15 protein-coding genes are annotated in these 19,564 nt (G+C 73.4%); 9 read left to right on the top strand and 6 right to left on the bottom strand.

Features of this window, described 5'->3' with window-relative positions:
- Positions 1-37 precede the first annotated feature (37 nt).
- The 5 genes from PSQ21_RS26190 to PSQ21_RS26170 all read right to left on the bottom strand — a co-directional run bounded on the left by PSQ21_RS26190 (position 38) and on the right by PSQ21_RS26170 (position 8,322).
- Positions 38-1,030, bottom strand: coding sequence for a DUF389 domain-containing protein (locus PSQ21_RS26190; RefSeq protein ID WP_274033509.1), 993 nt, complete (start codon positions 1,028-1,030; stop codon positions 38-40).
- 112 nt (positions 1,031-1,142) lie between these two features.
- Complete coding sequence (locus tag PSQ21_RS26185) at positions 1,143-3,266, bottom strand: ATP-binding protein (protein WP_274033507.1); 2,124 nt, start codon at positions 3,264-3,266, stop codon at positions 1,143-1,145.
- Positions 3,263-3,967 carry a DUF4255 domain-containing protein gene (locus tag PSQ21_RS26180; protein WP_274033506.1) on the bottom strand — a complete coding sequence of 235 codons (705 nt, stop codon included), beginning with the start codon at positions 3,965-3,967 and terminating at the stop codon, positions 3,263-3,265. The genes PSQ21_RS26185 and PSQ21_RS26180 overlap by 4 nt, the downstream gene beginning before the upstream one ends.
- Positions 3,964-7,248, bottom strand: a complete 3,285-nt coding sequence (locus PSQ21_RS26175; protein ID WP_274033504.1) for a hypothetical protein — start codon at positions 7,246-7,248, stop codon at positions 3,964-3,966. The genes PSQ21_RS26180 and PSQ21_RS26175 overlap by 4 nt, the downstream gene beginning before the upstream one ends.
- A gap of 348 nt (positions 7,249-7,596) precedes the next feature.
- Complete coding sequence (locus PSQ21_RS26170; RefSeq protein WP_274033502.1) at positions 7,597-8,322, bottom strand: helix-turn-helix transcriptional regulator; 726 nt, start codon at positions 8,320-8,322, stop codon at positions 7,597-7,599.
- Positions 8,323-8,561: 239 nt separating this feature from the next.
- Here PSQ21_RS26170 and PSQ21_RS26165 point away from each other — a divergent pair, with 239 nt between their 5' ends.
- The 5 genes from PSQ21_RS26165 (at position 8,562) to PSQ21_RS26145 (ending at position 13,266) form a co-directional block, all read left to right on the top strand.
- Complete coding sequence (locus tag PSQ21_RS26165) at positions 8,562-9,863, top strand: COG1470 family protein (RefSeq protein WP_274035942.1); 1,302 nt, start codon at positions 8,562-8,564, stop codon at positions 9,861-9,863.
- Positions 9,864-10,569: 706 nt separating this feature from the next.
- Positions 10,570-12,111, top strand: coding sequence for a phage tail sheath family protein (locus PSQ21_RS26160; protein ID WP_274033500.1), 1,542 nt, complete (start codon positions 10,570-10,572; stop codon positions 12,109-12,111).
- Positions 12,112-12,173: 62 nt separating this feature from the next.
- Positions 12,174-12,614, top strand: a complete 441-nt coding sequence (locus PSQ21_RS26155) for a phage tail protein (RefSeq protein WP_010060032.1) — start codon at positions 12,174-12,176, stop codon at positions 12,612-12,614.
- Positions 12,611-13,111, top strand: a complete 501-nt coding sequence (locus tag PSQ21_RS26150; RefSeq protein WP_274033498.1) for a hypothetical protein — start codon at positions 12,611-12,613, stop codon at positions 13,109-13,111. The genes PSQ21_RS26155 and PSQ21_RS26150 overlap by 4 nt, the downstream gene beginning before the upstream one ends.
- Positions 13,108-13,266, top strand: a complete 159-nt coding sequence (locus PSQ21_RS26145) for a DUF6760 family protein (RefSeq protein ID WP_003966147.1) — start codon at positions 13,108-13,110, stop codon at positions 13,264-13,266. The genes PSQ21_RS26150 and PSQ21_RS26145 overlap by 4 nt, the downstream gene beginning before the upstream one ends.
- A 1,200-nt stretch (positions 13,267-14,466) precedes the next feature.
- Here PSQ21_RS26145 and PSQ21_RS26140 read toward each other — a convergent pair.
- Positions 14,467-15,375 carry a hypothetical protein gene (locus PSQ21_RS26140; protein WP_274033496.1) on the bottom strand — a complete coding sequence of 303 codons (909 nt, stop codon included), beginning with the start codon at positions 15,373-15,375 and terminating at the stop codon, positions 14,467-14,469.
- Between the two features lie 682 nt (positions 15,376-16,057).
- Between PSQ21_RS26140 and PSQ21_RS26135 the strand changes: the two genes are divergently transcribed.
- The 4 genes from PSQ21_RS26135 to PSQ21_RS26120 all read left to right on the top strand — a co-directional run bounded on the left by PSQ21_RS26135 (position 16,058) and on the right by PSQ21_RS26120 (position 19,542).
- Entirely contained in the window at positions 16,058-16,471 is a 414-nt protein-coding gene (locus PSQ21_RS26135; RefSeq protein ID WP_274033494.1) for a hypothetical protein, read from the top strand.
- Between the two features lie 76 nt (positions 16,472-16,547).
- Positions 16,548-16,973: a phage tail protein gene (locus PSQ21_RS26130; protein ID WP_274033493.1), complete on the top strand. Its 426-nt coding sequence runs from the start codon at positions 16,548-16,550 to the stop codon at positions 16,971-16,973.
- A gap of 68 nt (positions 16,974-17,041) precedes the next feature.
- The gene (locus PSQ21_RS26125) at positions 17,042-17,764 is read left to right on the top strand and encodes a CIS tube protein (protein ID WP_274033492.1); all 723 of its coding nucleotides are present in this window, start codon (positions 17,042-17,044) and stop codon (positions 17,762-17,764) included.
- Complete coding sequence (locus PSQ21_RS26120; protein WP_274033491.1) at positions 17,761-19,542, top strand: VgrG-related protein; 1,782 nt, start codon at positions 17,761-17,763, stop codon at positions 19,540-19,542. The genes PSQ21_RS26125 and PSQ21_RS26120 overlap by 4 nt, the downstream gene beginning before the upstream one ends.
- The last annotated feature ends 22 nt before the right edge of the window (positions 19,543-19,564 follow it).

Raw genomic sequence — 19,564 nt, 5'->3', positions numbered from 1 at the left:
CGCCGGCGGGGGCGCTCCGCCGACGCGGCCGGCCGGGTCAGTCCCCGACCCGGCCGACCTGGAGCTGCCGGCCCTGGGTCGTCACCACCGCGACCGGCACCCCGTCCGGCACCTTTCCGCCGAGGTCGGCGAGGAGCCGGTCCAGCGGGGGCAGGTCGGCCGGTGTGCGCACGGCGATGTACAGCGTCCGGGAGTGTGTCTGTACGTCGATGACCTGCGCGCCGGGCGTGCCGGAGAGCCAGGCGGCCGCGGCGGCGGAAGTGCGTGTGGTCCATACGTGGAGCAGTACGGTCACCGTGGTGCTGGCCGCGAGGACCAGGCCCACCGCGGCGAACAGCAGACCGAGCGCCGCGTAGGCCCGGCGCGACGCGCGGGCCGGGCGTGCCTCGGCGTGGTCGAGCGCGGCGAAGACCACCATGCCGGCGAAGACCAGGGCGAGCAGGTTGGAGACGAAGAGCACCAGCGCGCCGAGCGCCGGCCACCAGGCGCCCTGCCCGGCGCAGACGCCGACCACGACCAAGGGCGGCACCAGCGAGATGGCGATGGCCACGCCGGGCAGCACCGCGGCGACGTCCTTGCGGGACAGCGCGAGCGCCCCGGCGAAGCCGGTCGCCAGGGCGGCCACCAGGTCCAGCAGGCCGGGCGAGGTCCGGCCGGCGATCTGACTGTCCGACAGCAGGTCGTAGTGGGACGGCACGGCCAGCGAACCCACGGCGCCGACCGCCACCACGAGGAGCACCCCGGCGAGCACGAAGCGGCCCGCCGAGCCGCGCCGGCCCTGTACGGCGCCGATGGCGATGCCCATGATCGGGGTGGACAGCGGCGCGATGATCATCGCGCCGATCACGGTGGCCGTGGAATCGGTCAGGACACCGCCGGCCGCGATCACCGCGGAGAAGAACAGCATGGTCCAGAAGGCCGACTGCTTGGCGCGGGCGTCCCCGCACGTGAGGTCCAGGTCCTCGGCGAGTTCGGCCTGGGACCTCCGTTGACGCTCCGGAAGCACCCACGCACGCAGCCCTGTGATCATCGGATCAGTATCGGAGCCGGGCGTCGGCGGGGCCCGTAGCCACCCGCGTGGCGTCATCCGATCGGCTCAGCGCGGCACCTCTCCGACCGTCCCGCCGGTCACGGCCGGGCCACTACCGCAGGCCGCGCCCCCGCTCCTTCGCCAGCCACGGCCCGAACTCGCTCTCCAGCACCAGCCGTCCGAGCTTGCGGTACTCCTGGAGCACCGCCGTGACGAGCTGGTCCATGTCCAGCGGCTTCCCCGACTCGGCGGCGAAGTAGGCGGCGGTCACCGCGCAGGCCCGGATCGAACCGCCGGCCAGCTCGAACCGGTCCGCGCAGAACTCCAGGTCGAGCGCCGCGTCGCGCGGGATCGCCGGGCCCAGACAGCGGTCCCACAGGGCCAGGCGCTGCCGGGCGTCGGGCATCGGGAACTCGGCGATCACGTCGATGCGGCGGGTGAACGCCTCGTCGAGGTTGGCCCGCAGATTGGTGGTGAGCACGGCGATGCCGTCGAAGGACTCCATGCGCTGGAGGAGGTAGGCCGACTCCACGTTGGCGTGCTTGTCGTGCGCGTCCTTGACCTGGGACCGCTTGCCGAAGATCGCGTCGGCCTCGTCGAACAGGAGGATGCCGTTGACGTCGGACGCCTCGACGAAGATCCGCTCCAGGTTCTTCTCGGTCTCCCCGATGTACTTGTCCACCACCGTGGACAGGTCCACGACGTAGAGCTCCATGCCCAGTTCGGCGGCGATCACCTCGGCGGACATGGTCTTGCCGGTGCCGGACTCCCCGGCGAACAGGGCGATGACGCCCCTCCCCCGGCCGCCGCCCGGCCGCATCCGCCACTGTCCGAGCACCGTCTCGCGGTGGCGGGCGCGCAGGGCGAGTTCGGCGAGCTGGGTGCGGGTCGCCGGGGGCAGCACCAGGTCGTCCCAGCCGACCGCGGGATCGATGCGGCGGGCGAGCCGTTCCAGGCCCGCGCCGTTCTGGGCGCGGACCGCCGCACGCAGGTCCTCCGGGGTCACCGGCCGCTGCCCGAGGAGGGCCAGCCGGGACGCGACGGTCGCCGCCCGGCGCAGTTGGCCGGAGTCGAGCCGGTAGGCGGCGGCGGACTCGATGAGGGCGTCGTCGGGCGAGGCGTGCGCGGCGGACAGGCCGACCGACCGGCCCGCGTCGGCGAGCGCGCGCCGCCACTGGCGCCCGGCGTCGTCGGGGCCGGGGGGCAGGACGGTGACGGGCACCGGGCTCTCCGCCGTCCACAGCGGGTCCCAGTTCTTCTTCCCGTACGCGATCAGAGGGGTGGAGCCGAGGGCCGCGCACAGGGAACCGAGCACCCGGGCCCCTTCGGGGCGTTCGGGGGCGAGCGCTTCGAGCGGGCCGAGGACCACCCCGGCGCGGCCGAGGCGGGCCTCGGTCGCCAGGGCCCGTACGAGCGAGGCCTGTTCGGGGGCGGTGGCGAGTGCCGCGATGTCGACGACCAGCGGGCGCCGGCCGGCGGCGGCCAGTGCCCCGATCGCGAGCCCGCACGGGTCGCCGCCCCGGTCGAGGAGGTGCACCAGGCCGCTGCCCGTGCCGAGGGCCGCCGCGATCCGGGAGACCTCGGGGCGCTCGTCGGGCTCGCGGGGCCGCGCGGCCTCCTGGACGATCCCGCGCAGCCGGCCGTCGGTCCCGTCGTCGCCGAGGAGATGCGCGGTGACCCGGTCCGGTACGCGCAGGGTCCGGGAGAGCAGCGGTCGCTCGCCGTCCACGATATCCAGCAGCCCGCCCGCGACGAGCGGGGCGGACGGCGAGAACCGGAAGCGCCCGGAGCCGGCGGCGGGCAGCCCGCAGAGTTCCAGGGCGAGGCCGATGGTGGGCCGGCGGCGGGTGAGGTCGTCGTTGAGGTAGCCGTAGAGCCGCTCGAACCGGGGGTCGATGTCCGGGGCCAGGGCGACCAGCAGGAGTTCGACGTCCGGCGGGGCGAGACCGAAGCGCTCGGCCAGCCGGCCGAGCCGGCTCCCGGCCGGGGCTTCCGGCGGGGCTCCGTCCCCGTACTCCGGTACGGGCGTGAACGCGTCGCGGGCCTCCAGAATGCGTGCCGCGCCCTCGGGGGTGAGGTACTGCCCCCGGTAGGGGTCGTCGGGGTCCGGGTCGACGGCCCGGCGTGCCGCGACGGCCTCCCGGACCCGCTGTTCGACGCGGCCGAGCCGCTCCCAGAGTTCCTCGACGCCGGACAGGGGCAGGTGACCGTCGAGCTGTTGGGGTGCCAGGGTCATCGTGCGGCGTTCCCCCGCTTGCGCCGGCCGGGCGGCAACTGCCGCTCGCGAGGCGCGGCGAAGCCCTGCCCGCCCGGGTCGGACGCTCCGTCGTAGCGCAGGCGCCGGCCGGGGCCGCCGTCGTCGCCGTCCAGGTGGGGCGCGGCCTTCATGACGAGTCCTTCGGTGACGGGCGGGCCTGCGGGGGTGCGCTCGCCGGCCAGGGGCGCGAGGACCCGCAGGTCGATCGCGGCCTTCAGCTCGCCGCCGAGCGCGGACCAGACGTCCGAGGCGGACGGTCCGCCGGCTCCCGGCCCCGCCGCCTCCAGCTCCACGGTCAGGCCGAGTTCGGCGAGGCTTCCGGTGTGCATCCGGGCGGGCAGCACGTCGGAGCGGACGAAGGCGCGCAACACCTCGGAGAGCAGCCGGTGTTCGTCCTGCGGGCGGTTGGTCCAGGCGGTAACCAGATAGGTCAGCTCGAACCAGCGCGGCAGGGCCTGCCAGCCGGTGACCACGCCGTCCTCGTCGTGCGTCTCGGCCGTGCCGGAGCGCCGCCTGCCCGCGTCCTCGCGGATGCCGTGCAGGAAGACGCTGATGGTCGGGGCGTTGCGGCGGGCGGACCAGTCCTTCGTCGGGGCGTCGAAGACCAGGTCGACGCCGCTGTCCTCCAGCCCGGCGTCGACCAGCAGCAGCCGCAGCCCCTCGTCGACCTCGTGGATCATCGGCGGATCACCTCGTCCGGCGGGGTGATGGTGCCGAGCACCACGAGGAAGTCGGTCTTCACGGGGCTGAAGCCGGGGCCCTTCGCGGTGATCGTGCGCGGCCCGGTCCGGTCCTTGGCGAGGATGAGCAGCTGTGCGATGAACGTGCCGTCGCCCAGCGGCCGGGTCGGGGCCGCGGCAGCCGTGATCCCGGGCTTCCAGCTGAGGGTGACGGGTGCGCCGGGCGGGAAGTCCTTGCCACGTACGGAGGTGACGAAGCCGGGCTTGCCGACGGCGGGCACCGCGATGATGCGGGGCTGGAGGATGCGCAGCGGGATCCGGGAGACGTTGTCGCGGAGGTTGGCGTCGGTGCCCGTGGTGGTGAGCGACGCCGTGATCGTCGTACGCAGGGCCTTGTCGGGCGACAGGACGACGCTGAGGACCGTGGACGCGCCGGGTGCGAGGTCGGGGAGCATGCACGTGCCGCCGGCGCAGCCCGCGGGGAGCGGTCCGGCGGGGATGTTTCCGGGCAGTCCGAGCTTCAGCCGGAGCCCGGTGGCGAGCGCGTTCCGGCCGTTGCGCACGGTGTACGTCACCACGACCTTGCCGCCGACGTAGCCGGGGCTGGGCTGGGCCCGCACGGTGACGCCGGGGCCGGCCTCGGGCGCGGGGGGCGGCGGTGCGGGGGCTGGGGGCGGGGGTGGCGTGGTCGTCGGCGGCGGGGCGGGCGTGGGCGTCGTCGGAGTCGGGGACGGCGTCGTGGGAGTGGGAGTGGGGGTCGGGGTCGGAGTGGGGGTCGGGGTCGGCGGCGGCACGTCCTCGACCGGGACGGTCGTTCCGGTGGCGTTGTCCGTGGGGTTCGGGTCGAGGACGGCCCCGGTGACGGACCAGTTGATCCGCTGGTCGCCGGTGGTCACGCCGGTCAGCCGTGCCGTGACCGTCACGCGGGCCCCGGGCGGGAGGATGCCGAGGTCGCACTGGGGTGAACCGGCGGCGCAGGTCCCGGTGTCGGTGGTCAGTTCCTCCAGCCGTATGCCGGGCGGGGCGTCGACGGTGAGGAGGGTGCCGGGCGAGGGTGAGGGGCCCCGGTTGGTGACGGTGATCGCCACCTCGGTGGACGCGCCGACCTCCACCGGGTCTCCGGTGGGCGGTGCGGTCAGCGACAGGTCGACCGACTGCTGGAAGGCGGGCTCCTTCTGCCGTCCGTTGTGCGTGTTGTCGAGGGGTGCCACGTCGCCGGACGCGATGTCGAGTACGGAGAGCTGCTCCATGGAGTTGGCCGGGAGCTCACGGCGCGAGGTGAAGAGAAGCTTGCTGCCGTCGGGGGACCAGGCCACGTCACGGGGCTGGTGGGGGCCGGTCACGGAGGTGTCGGGGACCGGCAGGTCGCAGCCGTCGGGGTTGTCCTTCTGGGCGGAGGGGAGCACGACCCGGCAGCCGCCGCCGCGCAGGGGCTTGATGAGGACCCCGGCCCGCTGGTTGACCCTGCCTCCGCCGTCCTTGCGGTTGAAGGCCACCTTCTTGCCGTCCGGGGAGAACGCCGGGCTGTCGTCGATGACCTCGCAGTCGCCGGGGCAGATGGTGGCGCTCAGATCCCGCTGACGGTCGAGGTCCGCCACCGGTGCGACCCAGATGTGCTTGTTGCCGCCGTTGTCGTTGATGACCTGCCTGCGGGTGAAGGCGAGGTTGACGCCGTCGGAGGACCAGGTCGGCTGGGCGACGTCGCTCGCCTCCTGGCCCTGGGGCGACGGGATCTCGTCGAGGATCGCACCGGTGGCGACGTCCGCGATGAAGATGCGGCTCCGGCCCCCCTTGTCACCGACCCCGCCGGGCGAGGTCCGGGTGAAGGCGAGCTTGGTGCCGTCGGGCGAGAAGGTGGGGTCGGTGTCCCAGTCCTTGGGGCCGCGCCCGTCGAGCTCCAGCACCTCCGCGTTCCTGCCGTCGGCGTCGGCCATCCAGATCCGCTCGATCCGCCCTTCGGCGCCGTCCTCGAAGCGGGTGACGACGATGCGCCGGCCGTCGGGCGTGTAGTTCTGCCGCTCGTGCCACGGGTCGTAGCCGTCGGCCGGCCGGAACAGGGGGTTCTTGGTGTGGTCCGTGTTCGTGCGGGCCGCCGGGTCCTCCTTGAGGATGGTGAGGCCCAGGTCGCGGGGGTCGGAGCCGTCCTGGCGGACGTCCTGGAGCGTCACGATCTGCGCGGCGGCCAGCGGCTCGTCCGGCGCGTCCGGCTTCTTGACGGTATCCGGTTCCGGGGTGATCCGGGGCACGATGACGGTCCCGGCCGGGGCGAACCAGGTGGGCGGCCCCAACTCGCGGTTCTCGTTGACCAGTTGGTCCGGCGGCACGTCGCCCTGGAACGCGGTCACCCGGTAGGCGTGGTCGAAGTCGTCGCAGCCGCAGGTGTGGTACGGGCTGAGGAAGACGATGTCCTTGCCGTCGGGCAGCCAGGAGGCAGAGCGGGTGCCCCACTCGGCGTGGGTGCCGGCCAGCAGCGGCCGGTCGGTCCCGAGGCCCTGGGTGGCCCGCAGTTCGGTGCCGTCGTCGACGGCCGGGTCGGGGTTCGTGGTGAGGGTGTACGCGACGAGGCCCCGGCGGGCGTCGTCCTCCACCGGGTTCCAGGACGGCTCGGTGGCGTCTCCGGCCGGTCCGTCGCTGATCCGGGTGCGCGGGCCGCCGGCGACGGCCTGCTCGAATATCTGCCACCCCCGCAGGGCGTCGCCGTCGCAGGCGTACGCGATCCTCGTGCCGTCCGGGGACCAGGTCGGGGACTCCTCGTTGTCCCGGGTGTCGCTGATCCGGCGCAGGTCCTTGCCGTCGACGCCGATCGTCCACAGGTCGCGCTGGACCGTGCCGTCGGGTTCGGTCTCCGCGGAGTCGAAGACCACGGTCCTTCCGTCCGGGGAGAGTTCGGGGTGGGCCGCGTCCTTGTCGGTGGTGAGGCGGCGCACCGATCCGTCCGGGTCGCGCACGTACACCTGGGGCCGGGCGCTGTCACGCAGGCTGGTGAAGACCAGGACGTCTCCCCGGGCGGAGGGGTCCTGGTCGTAGTGGGTGGGGCCGTCGCCGAACAGCGGGTCGGTGGTGTCCTTGTCGTTGGCCACCCCAAGGCTGCGGTGTTCGGTGCCGGCGAAGGCGACGCGTCCCGCCTGGAGCGGTTCCGCGTCCGCCGGGGCGGCGACGGCCTCGGCGGCTCCGTGCGGGGCGGTGGCCGATCCGACCAGCAGCAGCGGCGCCAACAGCACCACCGCACCGGTCAGTCGGCCCAGACGGGAATGCTTTGCCGGGCCAGCGGTGCCGGTCACGGCCCACCTCACAGTCTGTCGATGACTCTCCACCGGCCAGCTTCGCCCCCGCGCGGGGGCGAAGGACAGGCCGCGAGTACCCGGGACGAGGGAAGGGATCGCTGCCCTTTGCGGCGGCGGGCGCACCGTGCCGGGGGCACCGCACCGGTGGGAAGCCGGACTCGGGCCGGAGGCAGGCGCGCCGTACGGGCCGACCGGGGCTGACGACGGCCGGGGGCCGGGTCTCCCGGAGCCAATCCGGGGCCGGGTCTCCCGGAACCGGGCCAGGTCTCCGGCTTGGCTTGGCTTGGCTTGGCCCGGCTTGGCCCGGCCCGGCCCGGCTTGGCTTGGCTCCGGGGTGACGGTTCCTCAGATCAACCCGTGCCGCATCGCGTACCCCACCGCGTGGGCCCGGTTGCGCAGTTCGAGCCGGGTCGCGACCTCGTGCAGCACGTTCTTGACGGTGCGTTCGGAGTACGAGGTCTTCTGCGCGATCTCCGCGGTGTCGCAGCCCTCCGACACCAGCCGGATCATCTCCGCCTCGCGCGCGGTGAGGGTGGAGAGCGTGAGCCCCCGGGGGTCGAGGACCGTCCGCTGGAGGGAGCTGACGTGGTCGAGGAGCTTGCCGAGCAGGTCGCCCGGCAGGACGCCTTCGCCGTTGGCCATCGCCCGGACCAGGTGGACGAGCCGGTCCTGGTCGGCCTCGCCGCGCCGGAGGACGGCGGCGACCCCGCACTCGATCATGGTCTGGAGGGCGCCCGACTCGAAGAATCCGACGACCAGTCCGGTGCGGGTGGAGGTGTTGCGCTGAAGACGGTGCAGGAGCTGGATGGTGGGCTCGTCCACCATGTCCACCACCACCAGGGAGACCTGTGCCCGGTCCGCCTCGTCCTCCGGGAGCAGTTCTATCTCGGGCCGCACCCGCAGTTGGTGGATCATGCCGGTCTGCAGGATCAGGTCCTCCGCGTACACCGCCACGGAGACCCTGCCCCCGGGCGCCCGCCCGGATCCGGCCGTGCGGCGCTGCGCCGCGTCCGGCCTGCGGTAGTGCCCCCGCGCCGCCGCGCTGTTCGTCGTGTCCGTGATCGTCGTCATCGTTGCGTGCCTGTCTTCCTCAGCTGCTTCAGCCCGATTTGCCTGCTGGTCCTCATGTCGCCCCCCGCCGGCCGGGGGCATGGCGCGCGTGCCCGCGGAGGGGGCACGGGGGCACCGTGCCGGGGGGCCCGCGGGGCACCACCCCTGCCCGCTCGTTGCCCTCGCGTCTCTGCTGCCGGGCGGTGCGGGCGGCCTAACGTCGCAGAGTGACCACATCTGCCGAACTCGAGAACCCCACGGTGACGGTGTCGCCCGGCGGTACCGCGACGACCACCCTGACCGTGCGCAACGACGGCGACATCGTCGAGGCCTACACACTTGAGGTGGCCGGCGACTGCGCCGCCTGGAGCACCGTCGAGCCGGCGCGTGTGTCTCTGTACCCGGGCACCTCCGAGACGGTGACCCTGACCTTCGCCCCGCCCCGCTCCCACGAGGTCCGGGCGGGCGAGACCCCCCTGGCCGTACGGGTCCTGCCGGCGGAGCGGCCCGAGTCGGTGGTGGTCCCCGAGGGCACGGTGACCGTGGAGCCCTTCCACGAGCTCCGCACGGAGCTGGAACCACGCCGCCGTCGTGGCTGGCTGGGCGCCAGCTTCCGCACCGCGGTGCAGAACAAGGGGAACACCCCGGTCGACGTGGTCCTCGCGGGCCAGCAGGCGGGGGAGGATCTGCGACTGGTCTTCACGCCGGACAAGAAGCGGCTGGAGCCGGGCGAGTCGGCGGAGGCCCGGCTGAAGGTCCGGGCCCGGGCGCTGATCTGGTTCGGCGAGCCCGTCACCTGGCCGTTCGAGGTCCGGGCGACCGAGAGCGGCGAGGGGGAGGCCGAGGACGAGCACCCCGGCGGACCCGAGCCGCTGCCCGGGGAGTTCGCCCAGATGCCCGTGCTGCCCAAGTGGCTGCTGATCGTGCTGGCGGCGCTGCTGGCGCTGCTGCTCGCGTGGTTCGCCCTGGTGCGGCCCGCGGTGAAGAGCACGGCCGAGCAGGCGGGGACGAAGGCGGCGCAGGAGGAGACCCAGCGCGGCAAGGAGCAGAGGTCGACGCCGCCCGGCGGTGCGGACAACCCGGCGGGCGGTCAGGGAGAGGGAACCGGCCCGGACGGATCGGGGCCCGGTACGGGCGGCTCCGGCCCGAGCGGTTCCGGCGGAGGCGGGGGCAACGGCAGCGGCGGGGGCGGGGGCGGGGGCGGCCAGCAGACGTCCGAGACCATCGATGTGCAGGCCCGGGCGGGTACCACCGAGGAAAGGGCCTACAAGGTTCCGGCCGGGAAGGTGTTCGGCGTCACCGACATCGTGGTGGCGAACTTCCAGGGCGACGAGGGCGTCGTGACGATCTCCTTCGGTGAGCGCAAGATCACGACGATCGCTCTGGAAACCTTCCGCAACCAGGACTATCACTGGGTCACCCCCATTCAGGTTCCGGAGAACGCCACCGTCACCGCTTCCGTCACCTGTGCCAAGCCCGGCACTCCGGCCACCGGTAGGCAGGCTTCCGGGTGCCATCAGGTTCTGAATGTCAGCGGCGTGCTGAGCGATCTCGCACGATAGAAACAGCGACGCCGAGCGTTCTGCTTCGCCTGCCGACGAGACAACAGCAGAAACCCGGTCGAGAGGAAACCCGGCGTGCCGGGCAGTGGCGGATTCGCCCTCCCGGAACACCGGACGTCTCCGCCGGTTCGGTCGCCCGCGGCAACGACAGCTTCGGAAGAATATCCGCTTCCGATGGCCGCGGGCACTAACAGGCCTGCTCAGGAACGGTCCTGACGGCATGATGCCGGTCGACGGGTGCCCGTTCGGAACGTCCTCGCGACCGCTTCACCCTTCCGAAGGTGACCGATTCCGCCTGCCTTCTCGGCTCATTCTGGCCGAATCGCGTCGCCTCGGAGCGCTTGCCCCCGTGACCGCGGACGGCGATCGGACTGCCGGGGTTTACCGGGAAAAAGAGATACCAAACACATCGGGTCGCGGTGCCGATGTCCGCCCTTTCGCCCAATCCCCCGGCAGGGGCGGCGATGTCGGGCTGTGCCGTAACACGTTGTTCTCGTTCTCTTCATGCCGACCGGGGAATGCGGGCCGGCTCCCCGCGAATGCGCCGGCCGTTCCGCCCGGCCCGCCAAGGGCAGGGTTACCCGGCGTACGGGGGCCCGGAAAGGCAGTCTCGTTGCCCCGCGTCCAGGACTCTGGGGCCTACTCCCCGCCCGGCCGGACGGTCAAGACTGGACAGTGATCGAGTGACCGTCCAGAAGGAGCGAGCATGCCGTCGTACCTCACCCCCGGTGTATACGTGGAGGAGGTGCAGTCCGGAGCGCGGCCCATCGAAGGTGTCGGCACCGCGGTCGCAGCCTTCGTCGGCTTCGCCGGGACGGGCCCCTTCCACCAGCCGACGCTGGTGACCAACTGGGACCAGTACGTACAGACGTTCGGCACCTTCACCGCCGACACCTATCTGGCGCACGCCGTCTACGGCTTCTTCGCCAACGGCGGGGGCGCGGCCTACATCGTGCGCATCGGCGGCCCCGCGCAGGGCGCGGAGAGCGCGGCGCAGGGCGCGGTCGCCCAGGCCCCCGCCCCGGTCGCGCTCGGCGGGTTCCTGGTCGCCGCGAAGCCCGGCACGGGCGCCGACCTCTCCGTGGAGATCGCCGACGCCGAGGGCGACAACCCCCCGGAGGACCGCTTCCGGCTGCTGGTGCGCCAGGCCGGCAAGGCCGTGGAGACGTACGACGTCTCCACCCGCAAGAACGTCAAGGGCTACCTGGTCACCCAGGCCCGCGACTCCAAGTTCGTCCAGGTCACCGAGCAGCCGGGCACGGCGCAGAGCCGCCCCGAGAAGCAGACCGTCGCCCTCGCCCCCGCCGCGGCGGGCGCCCCCGGTTCCGGTGTGGCACGGCTCGACGCCTCGGAGTACGTGGGCGACGCCTCCGCGCGTACCGGTTTCTCCGGCCTCGAAGCGATCGACGAGATCACGATGGTCGCTGTCCCGGACCTGATGAGCGCCTTCCAGCGCGGCGACATCGACGCCGAGGGCGTCAAGACCGTGCAGCTGGCGGTCATCTCGCACTGCGAGCAGATGGGCGACCGGGTCGCCGTCCTGGACACCCCGCCGGGCATGAACGCCCAGCGTGTGCGCACCTGGCGCAACGAGGACGCCGGCTACGACTCGCGTTACGCGACCCTGTACTACCCGTGGGTCAAGGTCTTCGACCCGGCGAGCGGCCGCAACTCCCTGGTCCCGCCGAGCGGTCACGTGGCCGGCGTCTGGGCGCGCAGCGACAACGAGCGCGGTGTCCACAAGGCCCCCGCCAACGAGGTCATCCGGGGCGCGGTGGACCTGGAGATCCGCCTCAGCAAGGGCGAGCAGGACCTCCTCAACCCGATCGGCGTGAACTGCGTACGTGCCTTCCCGGGCCGTGGCATCCGCATCTGGGGCGCGCGGACCCTCTCGTCCGACCCGGCCTGGCGCTACCTCAACGTGCGCCGCCTCTTCAACTACCTGGAGGAGTCCATCCTCCTGGGCACCCAGTGGGTGGTGTTCGAGCCGAACGACGACCGCCTCTGGTCGAGCATCCGGCGCAACGTCACCGCGTTCCTCACCGAGGAGTGGCGGCGCGGGGCGCTGTTCGGCCGCACCGCCGAGGAGGCGTTCTACGTCCGGTGCGACCGGAGCAACAACCCGCAGGAGTCGATCGATCTCGGTCAGGTCGTCTGCGAGATCGGGGTGGCCCCGGTGAAGCCCGCGGAGTTCGTGATCTTCCGTCTCTCGCAGTTCTCCGACAGCACCAGCCTCGTCGACGAGTGACCCGCGCGGTCCTCCCCCACCCCTTCACTTTCTCCATCGATCAGAACAGGTGACACAGAGTCATGGCAGAGGGCGACGCTCTTTCCACCCATATCTTCGGCGTACAGCTCGGTGGCTATCTCGTGGAGTCCATCCAGGAGATCAGCGGCATGACCGTCGAGGAAGAAGTCGTCGAGGTCCGTCAGGTGACGGCCGACGGCAAACAGATCATCCGCAAGCAGCCGGGCGCCCGGCAGGCGGGCGAGGTGACGATCACCCGCGGGCTCGACAAGAGCAGCGAGTTCACCACCTGGATCAAGGAGACCCTCAACAACGGGGCCGTCGACACGGCGCGGCAGAACCTCACGATCGAGATCAAGGACTCGACCGGTGAGACCGTCCGCCGCATCCAGCTGATGCAGGGCTGGGCCTCCAAGTGGGAGGGCCCCTCCCTCAAGGCCGGCGAGTCCAGCGCGGCGACCGAGACGGTGACCATCACCTTCGAGGAGATCGTGGTCGAATGAGGCGCCGGACCGTTACGCCGGGCAGCGGCCTCGAAGAGGTCCTGGACAACCTCGCGACGGCGCCCGCCGCACGCGAGGAGGCCGCCGCTCCCGCGCCCGCCCGCCCCCGGGAACGGGAACGGGACACGCTCCAGACGGAGTTCGCCTTCGAACTGCCGCGCGGGTACGTCGACGACGAGGGCCGTGTGCACCGCAGCGGCACCATGCGGCTCGCGACGGCCCGGGACGAGCTGCGCCCGCAGATCGACCTGCGGGTGAAGGAGAACCCGGCGTATCTGTCCGTGGTCCTGCTGAGCCAGGTGATCACCCAGCTCGGCACGGTCACCGATGTGCACGCCGGGATCGTCGAGCGGATGTACGCGACCGATGTGGCGTTCCTCCAGGACTTCTACCGCCGGATCAACAGCGAGGGCCACACGCATGCCGCGGTGACCTGCCCGCTGTGCCACGGGTCGTTCGAGGTGGACCTCTCGGGTGGGCGCCTGGGGGAATCGTGACGTACGCGCTTCCCCGGCTGCGGGAGGAGATCGCGTACGTCGCCTACCACTTCCATTGGCAGCGTGAGGACATTCTCGACCTCACCCACGGCGAACGTCAGCAGTGGGTGAGGGAGATAGCGCGGATCAACACCCGCGTCAACGAAGGCGGGTGATCGTGTGGGGCTCGGGGACTGGCTGCGCCGGGCGGACCGGCAGCGCTCCGGCGCGCCTTCGCGAGAGGGCGGCGGGCACGCCGACGTGTCGGCCGCACCCACACCCGGCCCGGATTCCGGCCCCGCATCCGCATCCGGTTCGGCGTCCGGTTCCTCGGCGGCTTCCGGCGGAGAGGGCGGGGGCTGGGACGGCGGCTGGCGGCGGGTGGCCCCGCCGACGGTGACCGTCGCCCGGTCCTCGATCGGAGTGAGCGACGGGCTGCGGTTCCGTTCGCGGCTGGCCTCCTGGCAGAACCCGGCCCTCGGCGGGGAACTCGGCCACTCCGTCCTGCCGTCGGCCCCGGTCGGCCTCATCCACGGCGTCGCGCGCCCGGGCGGCGCGAGGACCACGTCCCCCGGGGGGCCGCTGCTGCTGCGCGCGGTCCGGCCCCCGGGCGCCGACGACCCCGCCACTCCCACGACCGACCTGCCGCCCGCCTCGGTGAACCGGGCCGCGGCCAGGGGCAGCGGGACGAACGGCGTTACGGGAACGGCGAAGCCGGACCCTGGATCGCCGCCGGTCCAGCGGTCGGGCGCGGCACGTGGTCCGGCCCCGTCCACCACGAACCGGTCGCCTTCGGGCGGATCGGGTGCGTCGGGTGCCTCGGCTACGTCGGGCGGATCGGGTAGGTCGGGTGCGTCGGGTGCGTCGGGTGCGTCGGGTGCGTCGGGTGCGTCGGGTGCGTCGGGTGCGTCGGGTGCGTCGGGTGCGTCGGGATCATCCAGCCCGTCCCACTCCACGTCCCCGTCCCGGACGTCCGCGTCCTCCAGTGCGCCCACCCCCGCCGCCGTACGTCCGCAGCGGATCGCCCCGCCGCTGATCGTCGCCCGGCGTCCGGCGATGCCGCTGCGGCAGATCGCCGGGCTCGTGCCCGCCTCCCCCGCCACCCCTTCCGTCTCCTCCTCCCCTTCTTCGTCGGCCGCGCCGTCCGCACCGGATGCTGCCGCCGCCGTTCAGCGGGCCGTGACCGAGCGGCGGAGCGGTCCGGACCGTACGGTTCCGGAGCGCACCGCCCCGTCGCCCGACCATGTCTCCGGCCGCCCCGCCGCCGATGTGGTCCGCCCGGCCCTGGGCAAGCCTCTGCGCGAGATGCCCGCCGGAGCCAGGCCGGCCGGGGCCGACGGGCGGGCGGGCGTCGTACCGTCCGCCCCGGCGACGGCTCACCCGGCGGCGGACATGCCGGTGCTCCAGCGCCAGGCATCCGACCCGCCGGGCACTCCGGGCCTTACGGCCACGACTCCCGCGACGCCCACGACCCGTTCGACCGGCTCGACCGGCTCGCCGAAGGCGTCGGTGCCCGCGTCTGCTCCGCCCCCTGCGCCTGCGCCTGCTCGGCAGCAGCAGCCGCCGTCCCCGTCGCCGGATGCCCGGTCTCGTACGCCCCAGTCGCCCCAGCAGCACCAGCCCACCCGGCCGCCCGGTTCCTCGACGCCATCGGGGCCCTCCCCCTCCGTACAGCCCGCACCGCGGTCCGACGCTTCCGGCAGCTCACGGGCCCGTGTGCGGGGCGGGATCGGCGCGCCGCTTCCCTCGCTGCCGCCCACCGCCCGGCCCGGCGGCGACGCACCGCTGCTCGGTGACCGGGCGTCCGCCGGGACGCGGCCGACTCCGGGCCGGGCGCAGGGCCCCGGGCCCGCGCACCCGGCTGTTCCGGCTGTTCCGGCTGTTCCGGCTGTTCCGGCCCAAACTTCCCCGTCGCCGGGGGCGCACCCCGCGATGCCGGTACGGTCGGCTTCCGCCGCGCCCGGAGCGCCCGCCGTACCCACGACGGCCTCCGCGTCGTCGCCCGGAACCGCTGCCGTGCAGCGTGCGGCGGGCCCCGCCCGTACCCCGGCCGGTCCGTCCTCCGCCGCCCCCCTGCCGCCCGTGCGCGTCCGGCCGATCGCTCGGGGCCGTACAGCGTCGCAGGGCTTGAGCAGTGCGACGCCGTCGCCCACCGTCCAGCGGTCACGGACTCTGCTCTCCGGCCGCGCCCTGACCGTGAACACCGGTTCCGCCGAGGGGTTCTCGGCGCCTCCGACGACGACGGCGGCGGGTGGCAGCACCGCACGCCCGGTCGTTGCGGCCACCTGGCGGCGTGATGTGCCTCCGCCGGGCACCGGCACCCCGTCACCGGGCCCTGCCGGGCGGACCGGTGGCGGACCGAGCGCCGGTCCCCGGCAGCCGGCGTCCTCCGGTACGGCTCCGGGGGCCGTGGTCCAGCGCTCGGCCCCCGCACCCCGGGGCGGCGCCGCCCTCACGGACCCGGCCCCGGGTGCCGCGCCCCGAAGCGCCGGACCCACGGGCCGGCGCGGCGGAAACGAACCGGGCCACGCCCCGGGGACCACAGCCTCCCTCGCCGGAGACGGTCCGTCCGCCGGTGGGGTGCTCCAGCGACTCGTACGGCGGCCCGGGCGCGCCACGAAGCCCTCGCCTCCCCTGTCGCCCGTGTCGCCCGGGACGCCGCCGCCGTTCCCGACTTCCGGGCCGACGGCCCGCCGGGCTCCGCAGCAGGGTTCCGCACCGCACGCCTCCCAGGCCTCCGGCCGGCCCGCAGCCCCTGCTCCTGCCTCTGTTCCTGCTCCTTCTCCTTTTGTTCAACGCGCCGTGCCCCTCCCGCACGCTCCGCCCTCCCGGCCGGGGATGCCGTCGGCCGCTTCCGCGCTTCCGGCGTCCGCAGCCGCCCCCGGCACGCGCCCCGTTCCCGTCGTCCGCCCGCATCCGCCCGCGGCGGCGCGTCCGGAAGCCGCCGTACCCGTACAGCGGCTGGCGATGCCGGTGGTGCCGGACAGCGCCGGTCCTCCGGCCGCCGGACCGGCCCCGGCGGACGGCGCCGCTCCCGGCGGGCCGCCGGGTCTCTCCGTACGGGTGCCGCCCCGCGCGCCCGCGCAGGCCACCGGGGCGGGTCGCCCGGAGAGCAGGGCGCAGGCGGTCCAACGGGCGGCGGCGAACGCCGGGATCACCGGGGTTCCCGTGCAGGCCGCCCCGCCGAAGCCCGCGGCGGGGGCGGCAGGGGCGGCCACCCGTTCCGACGACGCTTCCGACGCTCCTCCGGCGAACCGGCTGAGCGGAACGGAGATCGAGGAGCTGGCCCGCCGGCTCCTCGACCCGGTGAGCCGGCTCATCCGTGCCGATCTGCGCCGGGGCCGGGAACGCAGCGGGCGGCTGCACGACGGCCGCCGCTGACGACACGATCGCCCCGGTCTGCCCCCGCACGACCCGTACGACCCGCACGAGAGACAGCAGAGAAGACGAGAGACGCATGACGGACAACATCTTCGCGACGAGCGTGTTCTTCAAGCTCGCGATCGGCGGCAGCGACCTGGGCGCGTTCCACACCTGCTCCGGCATGGGCGCCGAGGTGGAGATGGAGACGTACGCCGAGGGCGGCAACAACGGATTCACCTGGCAGCTCCCGGGGCGGATCACCTGGACGAACATCACACTGACCCGCCCGGTGACCGCCGACACCCTCAAGATCGCGCGCTGGCTGAACGAGACGATCCAGCGGGTCGAGCCCAAGGACGGCGAGATCGTCGCGCTGCGTCCCGACCTCAGCCGGATCGTCAGCTGGCAGGTGCACGGCATCGTGCCGGTGCGCTGGCAGGGGCCGTCCTTCGATCCGGCCAGTTCCCAGGCGGCGATCGAGACGCTGGAGATCGCGCACGAGGGTCTGGAGCCCTCCTGACCTGAGACAACGCAGCCGGAAACGGGACGACCGGACACCAGGACCACGACGAAGGAAGGAGGAACGCAATGTCACCCGCTCTCCGCGCGAGCCGCGCTCGCGCCCAGCTGACCATCATGGAACCGCCGTCGACGGTCGGCGCGAAGCCCGGCGGAGCACTCGCCCGTCTCACGTTGCAGTTCAACCCCGCGAAGCTGTCGCTGAGCAAGAGCACCGAGTGGCGGCGCACTCCGTCCCGGATGGCCGGGCAGTCCGCGCTGCCCGAGTTCGTCGGCAGCGGGCCCCGGGCCCTGTCGCTGGAGGTCTTCCTGGACGCCACCGCCACGCACGACAACTCCGTGGAGAAGGCGGTGGAGCAGTTGATGTCCGCGTGTGTCCCCACCCCCCAGAGCCTGGCCCGCAAGACGCCCGCCAGCCCCTGGGTGCGCTTCGACTGGGGGACGTCCAAGACGACCTCGTTCGACGGGGTGCTCTCCAACCTCTCGGTCTCGTACACCCTGTTCGACGTCGACGGGAAGCCGCTGCGCGCCACCTGCTCCCTGTCGATCGAGGAGGCGAGCGTCGACCCGGCCGGCCAGAACCCCACCTCGGGTTCGAAGGACGCGCGGCGCACCCACCGGGTCGTGGCCGGGGACAGCCTGCCGCTGCTGGCCTGGCGGGAGTACGGCGACGCCACCGCCTGGCGGACCATCGCGCACGCCAACGACATCGACGACCCGATGCAGTTGACCCCCGGCAGGGAGCTCCTCGTGCCCGGGCGGGAAGACCATCTGGCGGAGGAGAGCCGGTGAGCGGGACGGAATCCCCCGGGCGCTCCTTCGCCGCCGATCCGATCGTCGAGGCGCCCGCCGAGCTGCCCGCCGCCTGGGCCACCCAGCTGGTGAGCTGTGTGGTCGACGAGAACGTGGGCCTGCCCGACACGGCCGTACTGATGTACCGGGACCCCGACCACACCTTCCTCGCCAAGACCGGCATCGGCATGGGCACCCCGCTGAAGATCTCGGTGGTCACCGTCCAGGACCGGGCGCGCGAGCGGCTGTTCACCGGGGAGGTCACCGCGGTCGAGCTGGACACCGACACCACCGGATCGTTCACCGTCGTGCGGGCGTTCTCCAAGGCCCACCGGCTCCAGCGCGGCCGGAAGGTCATGGCGTACCGGAACATGAAGACGGCGGACATCGTCCGCAAGGTCGCCGCCGGCGCCGGTCTGGCCTGCGGGCGGATCGAGGCCCCGCCGGTCACGTACAAGCAGGTGACCCAGCCGAACGTGTCGGACTGGGAGTTCCTCCAGCACCTCGCGGCCGAGAGCGGGGCCACCGTGCGGGTGGACGACAAGGGCCGGCTGCAGTTCACCAAGCCGGATCCCGCCTCCTCGGCCCCTTCGCCCACGACCTCCGCCACGCGCGACCCGATGGTCCTGGAGTACGGGAACAACCTGCTGGCCCTGCGTGCGGTGCTGACGGGTGCGGACGGGGCGGACAGCGTCGAGGTGCGCGGCTGGAACGTCGAGACCAAGACCCGGCTGGTGGCCCGGCAGCAGTCCGTCCGCAGCGACACCGTCACCCCGGGGATGAGTCCGTCGACGGCGGCCAGGATGTTCGGCTCGGGCTCCCGGACGACGATCGCCGACACCCCGTACCGCACCCAGGCGGAGACCCGGGCCGTGGCCGGTGCGCTGGCCGCCTCGGTCAGCGCCGGCTTCGGGGAGGTCGAGGCGGTCGCCTACGGGAACCCGCAGCTGCGGGCGGGCATGCCGGTGGCCCTCGGCAACGTGGGGCCCGCCTTCTCCGGCCGCTACACCGCGACCGCCGCGCACCACGTCCTCGAACCGGACACCGGCTACCGCACGACGGTGATCGTCAGCGCCTCACCGGACCGGTCGCTCTCCGGCCTGGCCTCCGGCGGCAACGCCCCCTCGCGCGGCCCGCGCATGCCGGGCCTGGCGATCGGGGTGGTCACCGACATCCGCGAGGAGGGCCGGGGCCAACGCGGCTGGGTGCGGCTGAAGTTCCCGTGGCTCGACGACACGTACGTCACCGACTGGGTCCGTACGGTGCAGTGGGGCGGCCAGGGCGGCGGCGGGGTGTTCAGCCCCGAGGTCAACGACGAGGTGCTGGTCGGGTTCGAGCAGGGACTGCTGGACAGCCCGTATGTGCTCGGCGGTCTCTACAACGGGGTCGACAAGCCCTCGCCGCACGATGTCCCGCTGGTCGACCCGACGAGCGGGAAGGTCAACCGCCGCTCCCTGGTCTCCCGTTCGGGCAACCGGCTGGAGCTGCTCGACGCCCCGCGCGGCCCGTCCGGGGTGCGCATCGCCAGCGGTGACAAACGGCTCGACGTGATGCTCGACGAGAAGAAGGGCGAGATCACACTGACGGTGAAGGCCCGGGGCGGCACCCGGGAACTCAGCTCGGTGACACTGTCCGCCTCGGGTATCACGCTCGACGCGGGAGCCACGGGCGACGTGAACATCAAGGGCCGCTCGGTGACCGTCAACGGCAAGACGGGGGTCACGGTCGACGGCGGGCTGCTCGCGGTCCTCAAGGCCAAGCTCATCAGGATCAACTGACCGCCCGCCCGTCGCCCGCCCG

This window comes from Streptomyces sp. MMBL 11-1, from assembly GCF_028622875.1.
Lineage (GTDB): Bacteria > Actinomycetota > Actinomycetes > Streptomycetales > Streptomycetaceae > Streptomyces.
This window is presented reverse-complemented; position numbering and strand designations above follow the sequence as displayed.

What these genes read in the sequence shown, in the direction of transcription:
- PSQ21_RS26160 (WP_274033500.1), top strand. Translation starts at nt 10,570, where the DNA reads ATGCCGTCGTACCTCACCCCCGGTGTATACGTGGAGGAGGTGCAGTCC.
- PSQ21_RS26185 (WP_274033507.1), bottom strand. Translation starts at nt 3,266, where the DNA reads ATGACCCTGGCACCCCAACAGCTCGACGGTCACCTGCCCCTGTCCGGC.
- PSQ21_RS26190 (WP_274033509.1), bottom strand. Translation starts at nt 1,030, where the DNA reads ATGATCACAGGGCTGCGTGCGTGGGTGCTTCCGGAGCGTCAACGGAGG.
- PSQ21_RS26180 (WP_274033506.1), bottom strand. Translation starts at nt 3,967, where the DNA reads ATGATCCACGAGGTCGACGAGGGGCTGCGGCTGCTGCTGGTCGACGCC.
- PSQ21_RS26135 (WP_274033494.1), top strand. Translation starts at nt 16,058, where the DNA reads ATGCCGGTGGTGCCGGACAGCGCCGGTCCTCCGGCCGCCGGACCGGCC.
- PSQ21_RS26150 (WP_274033498.1), top strand. Translation starts at nt 12,611, where the DNA reads ATGAGGCGCCGGACCGTTACGCCGGGCAGCGGCCTCGAAGAGGTCCTG.
- PSQ21_RS26170 (WP_274033502.1), bottom strand. Translation starts at nt 8,322, where the DNA reads ATGACGACGATCACGGACACGACGAACAGCGCGGCGGCGCGGGGGCAC.
- PSQ21_RS26125 (WP_274033492.1), top strand. Translation starts at nt 17,042, where the DNA reads ATGTCACCCGCTCTCCGCGCGAGCCGCGCTCGCGCCCAGCTGACCATC.
- PSQ21_RS26155 (WP_010060032.1), top strand. Translation starts at nt 12,174, where the DNA reads ATGGCAGAGGGCGACGCTCTTTCCACCCATATCTTCGGCGTACAGCTC.
- PSQ21_RS26130 (WP_274033493.1), top strand. Translation starts at nt 16,548, where the DNA reads ATGACGGACAACATCTTCGCGACGAGCGTGTTCTTCAAGCTCGCGATC.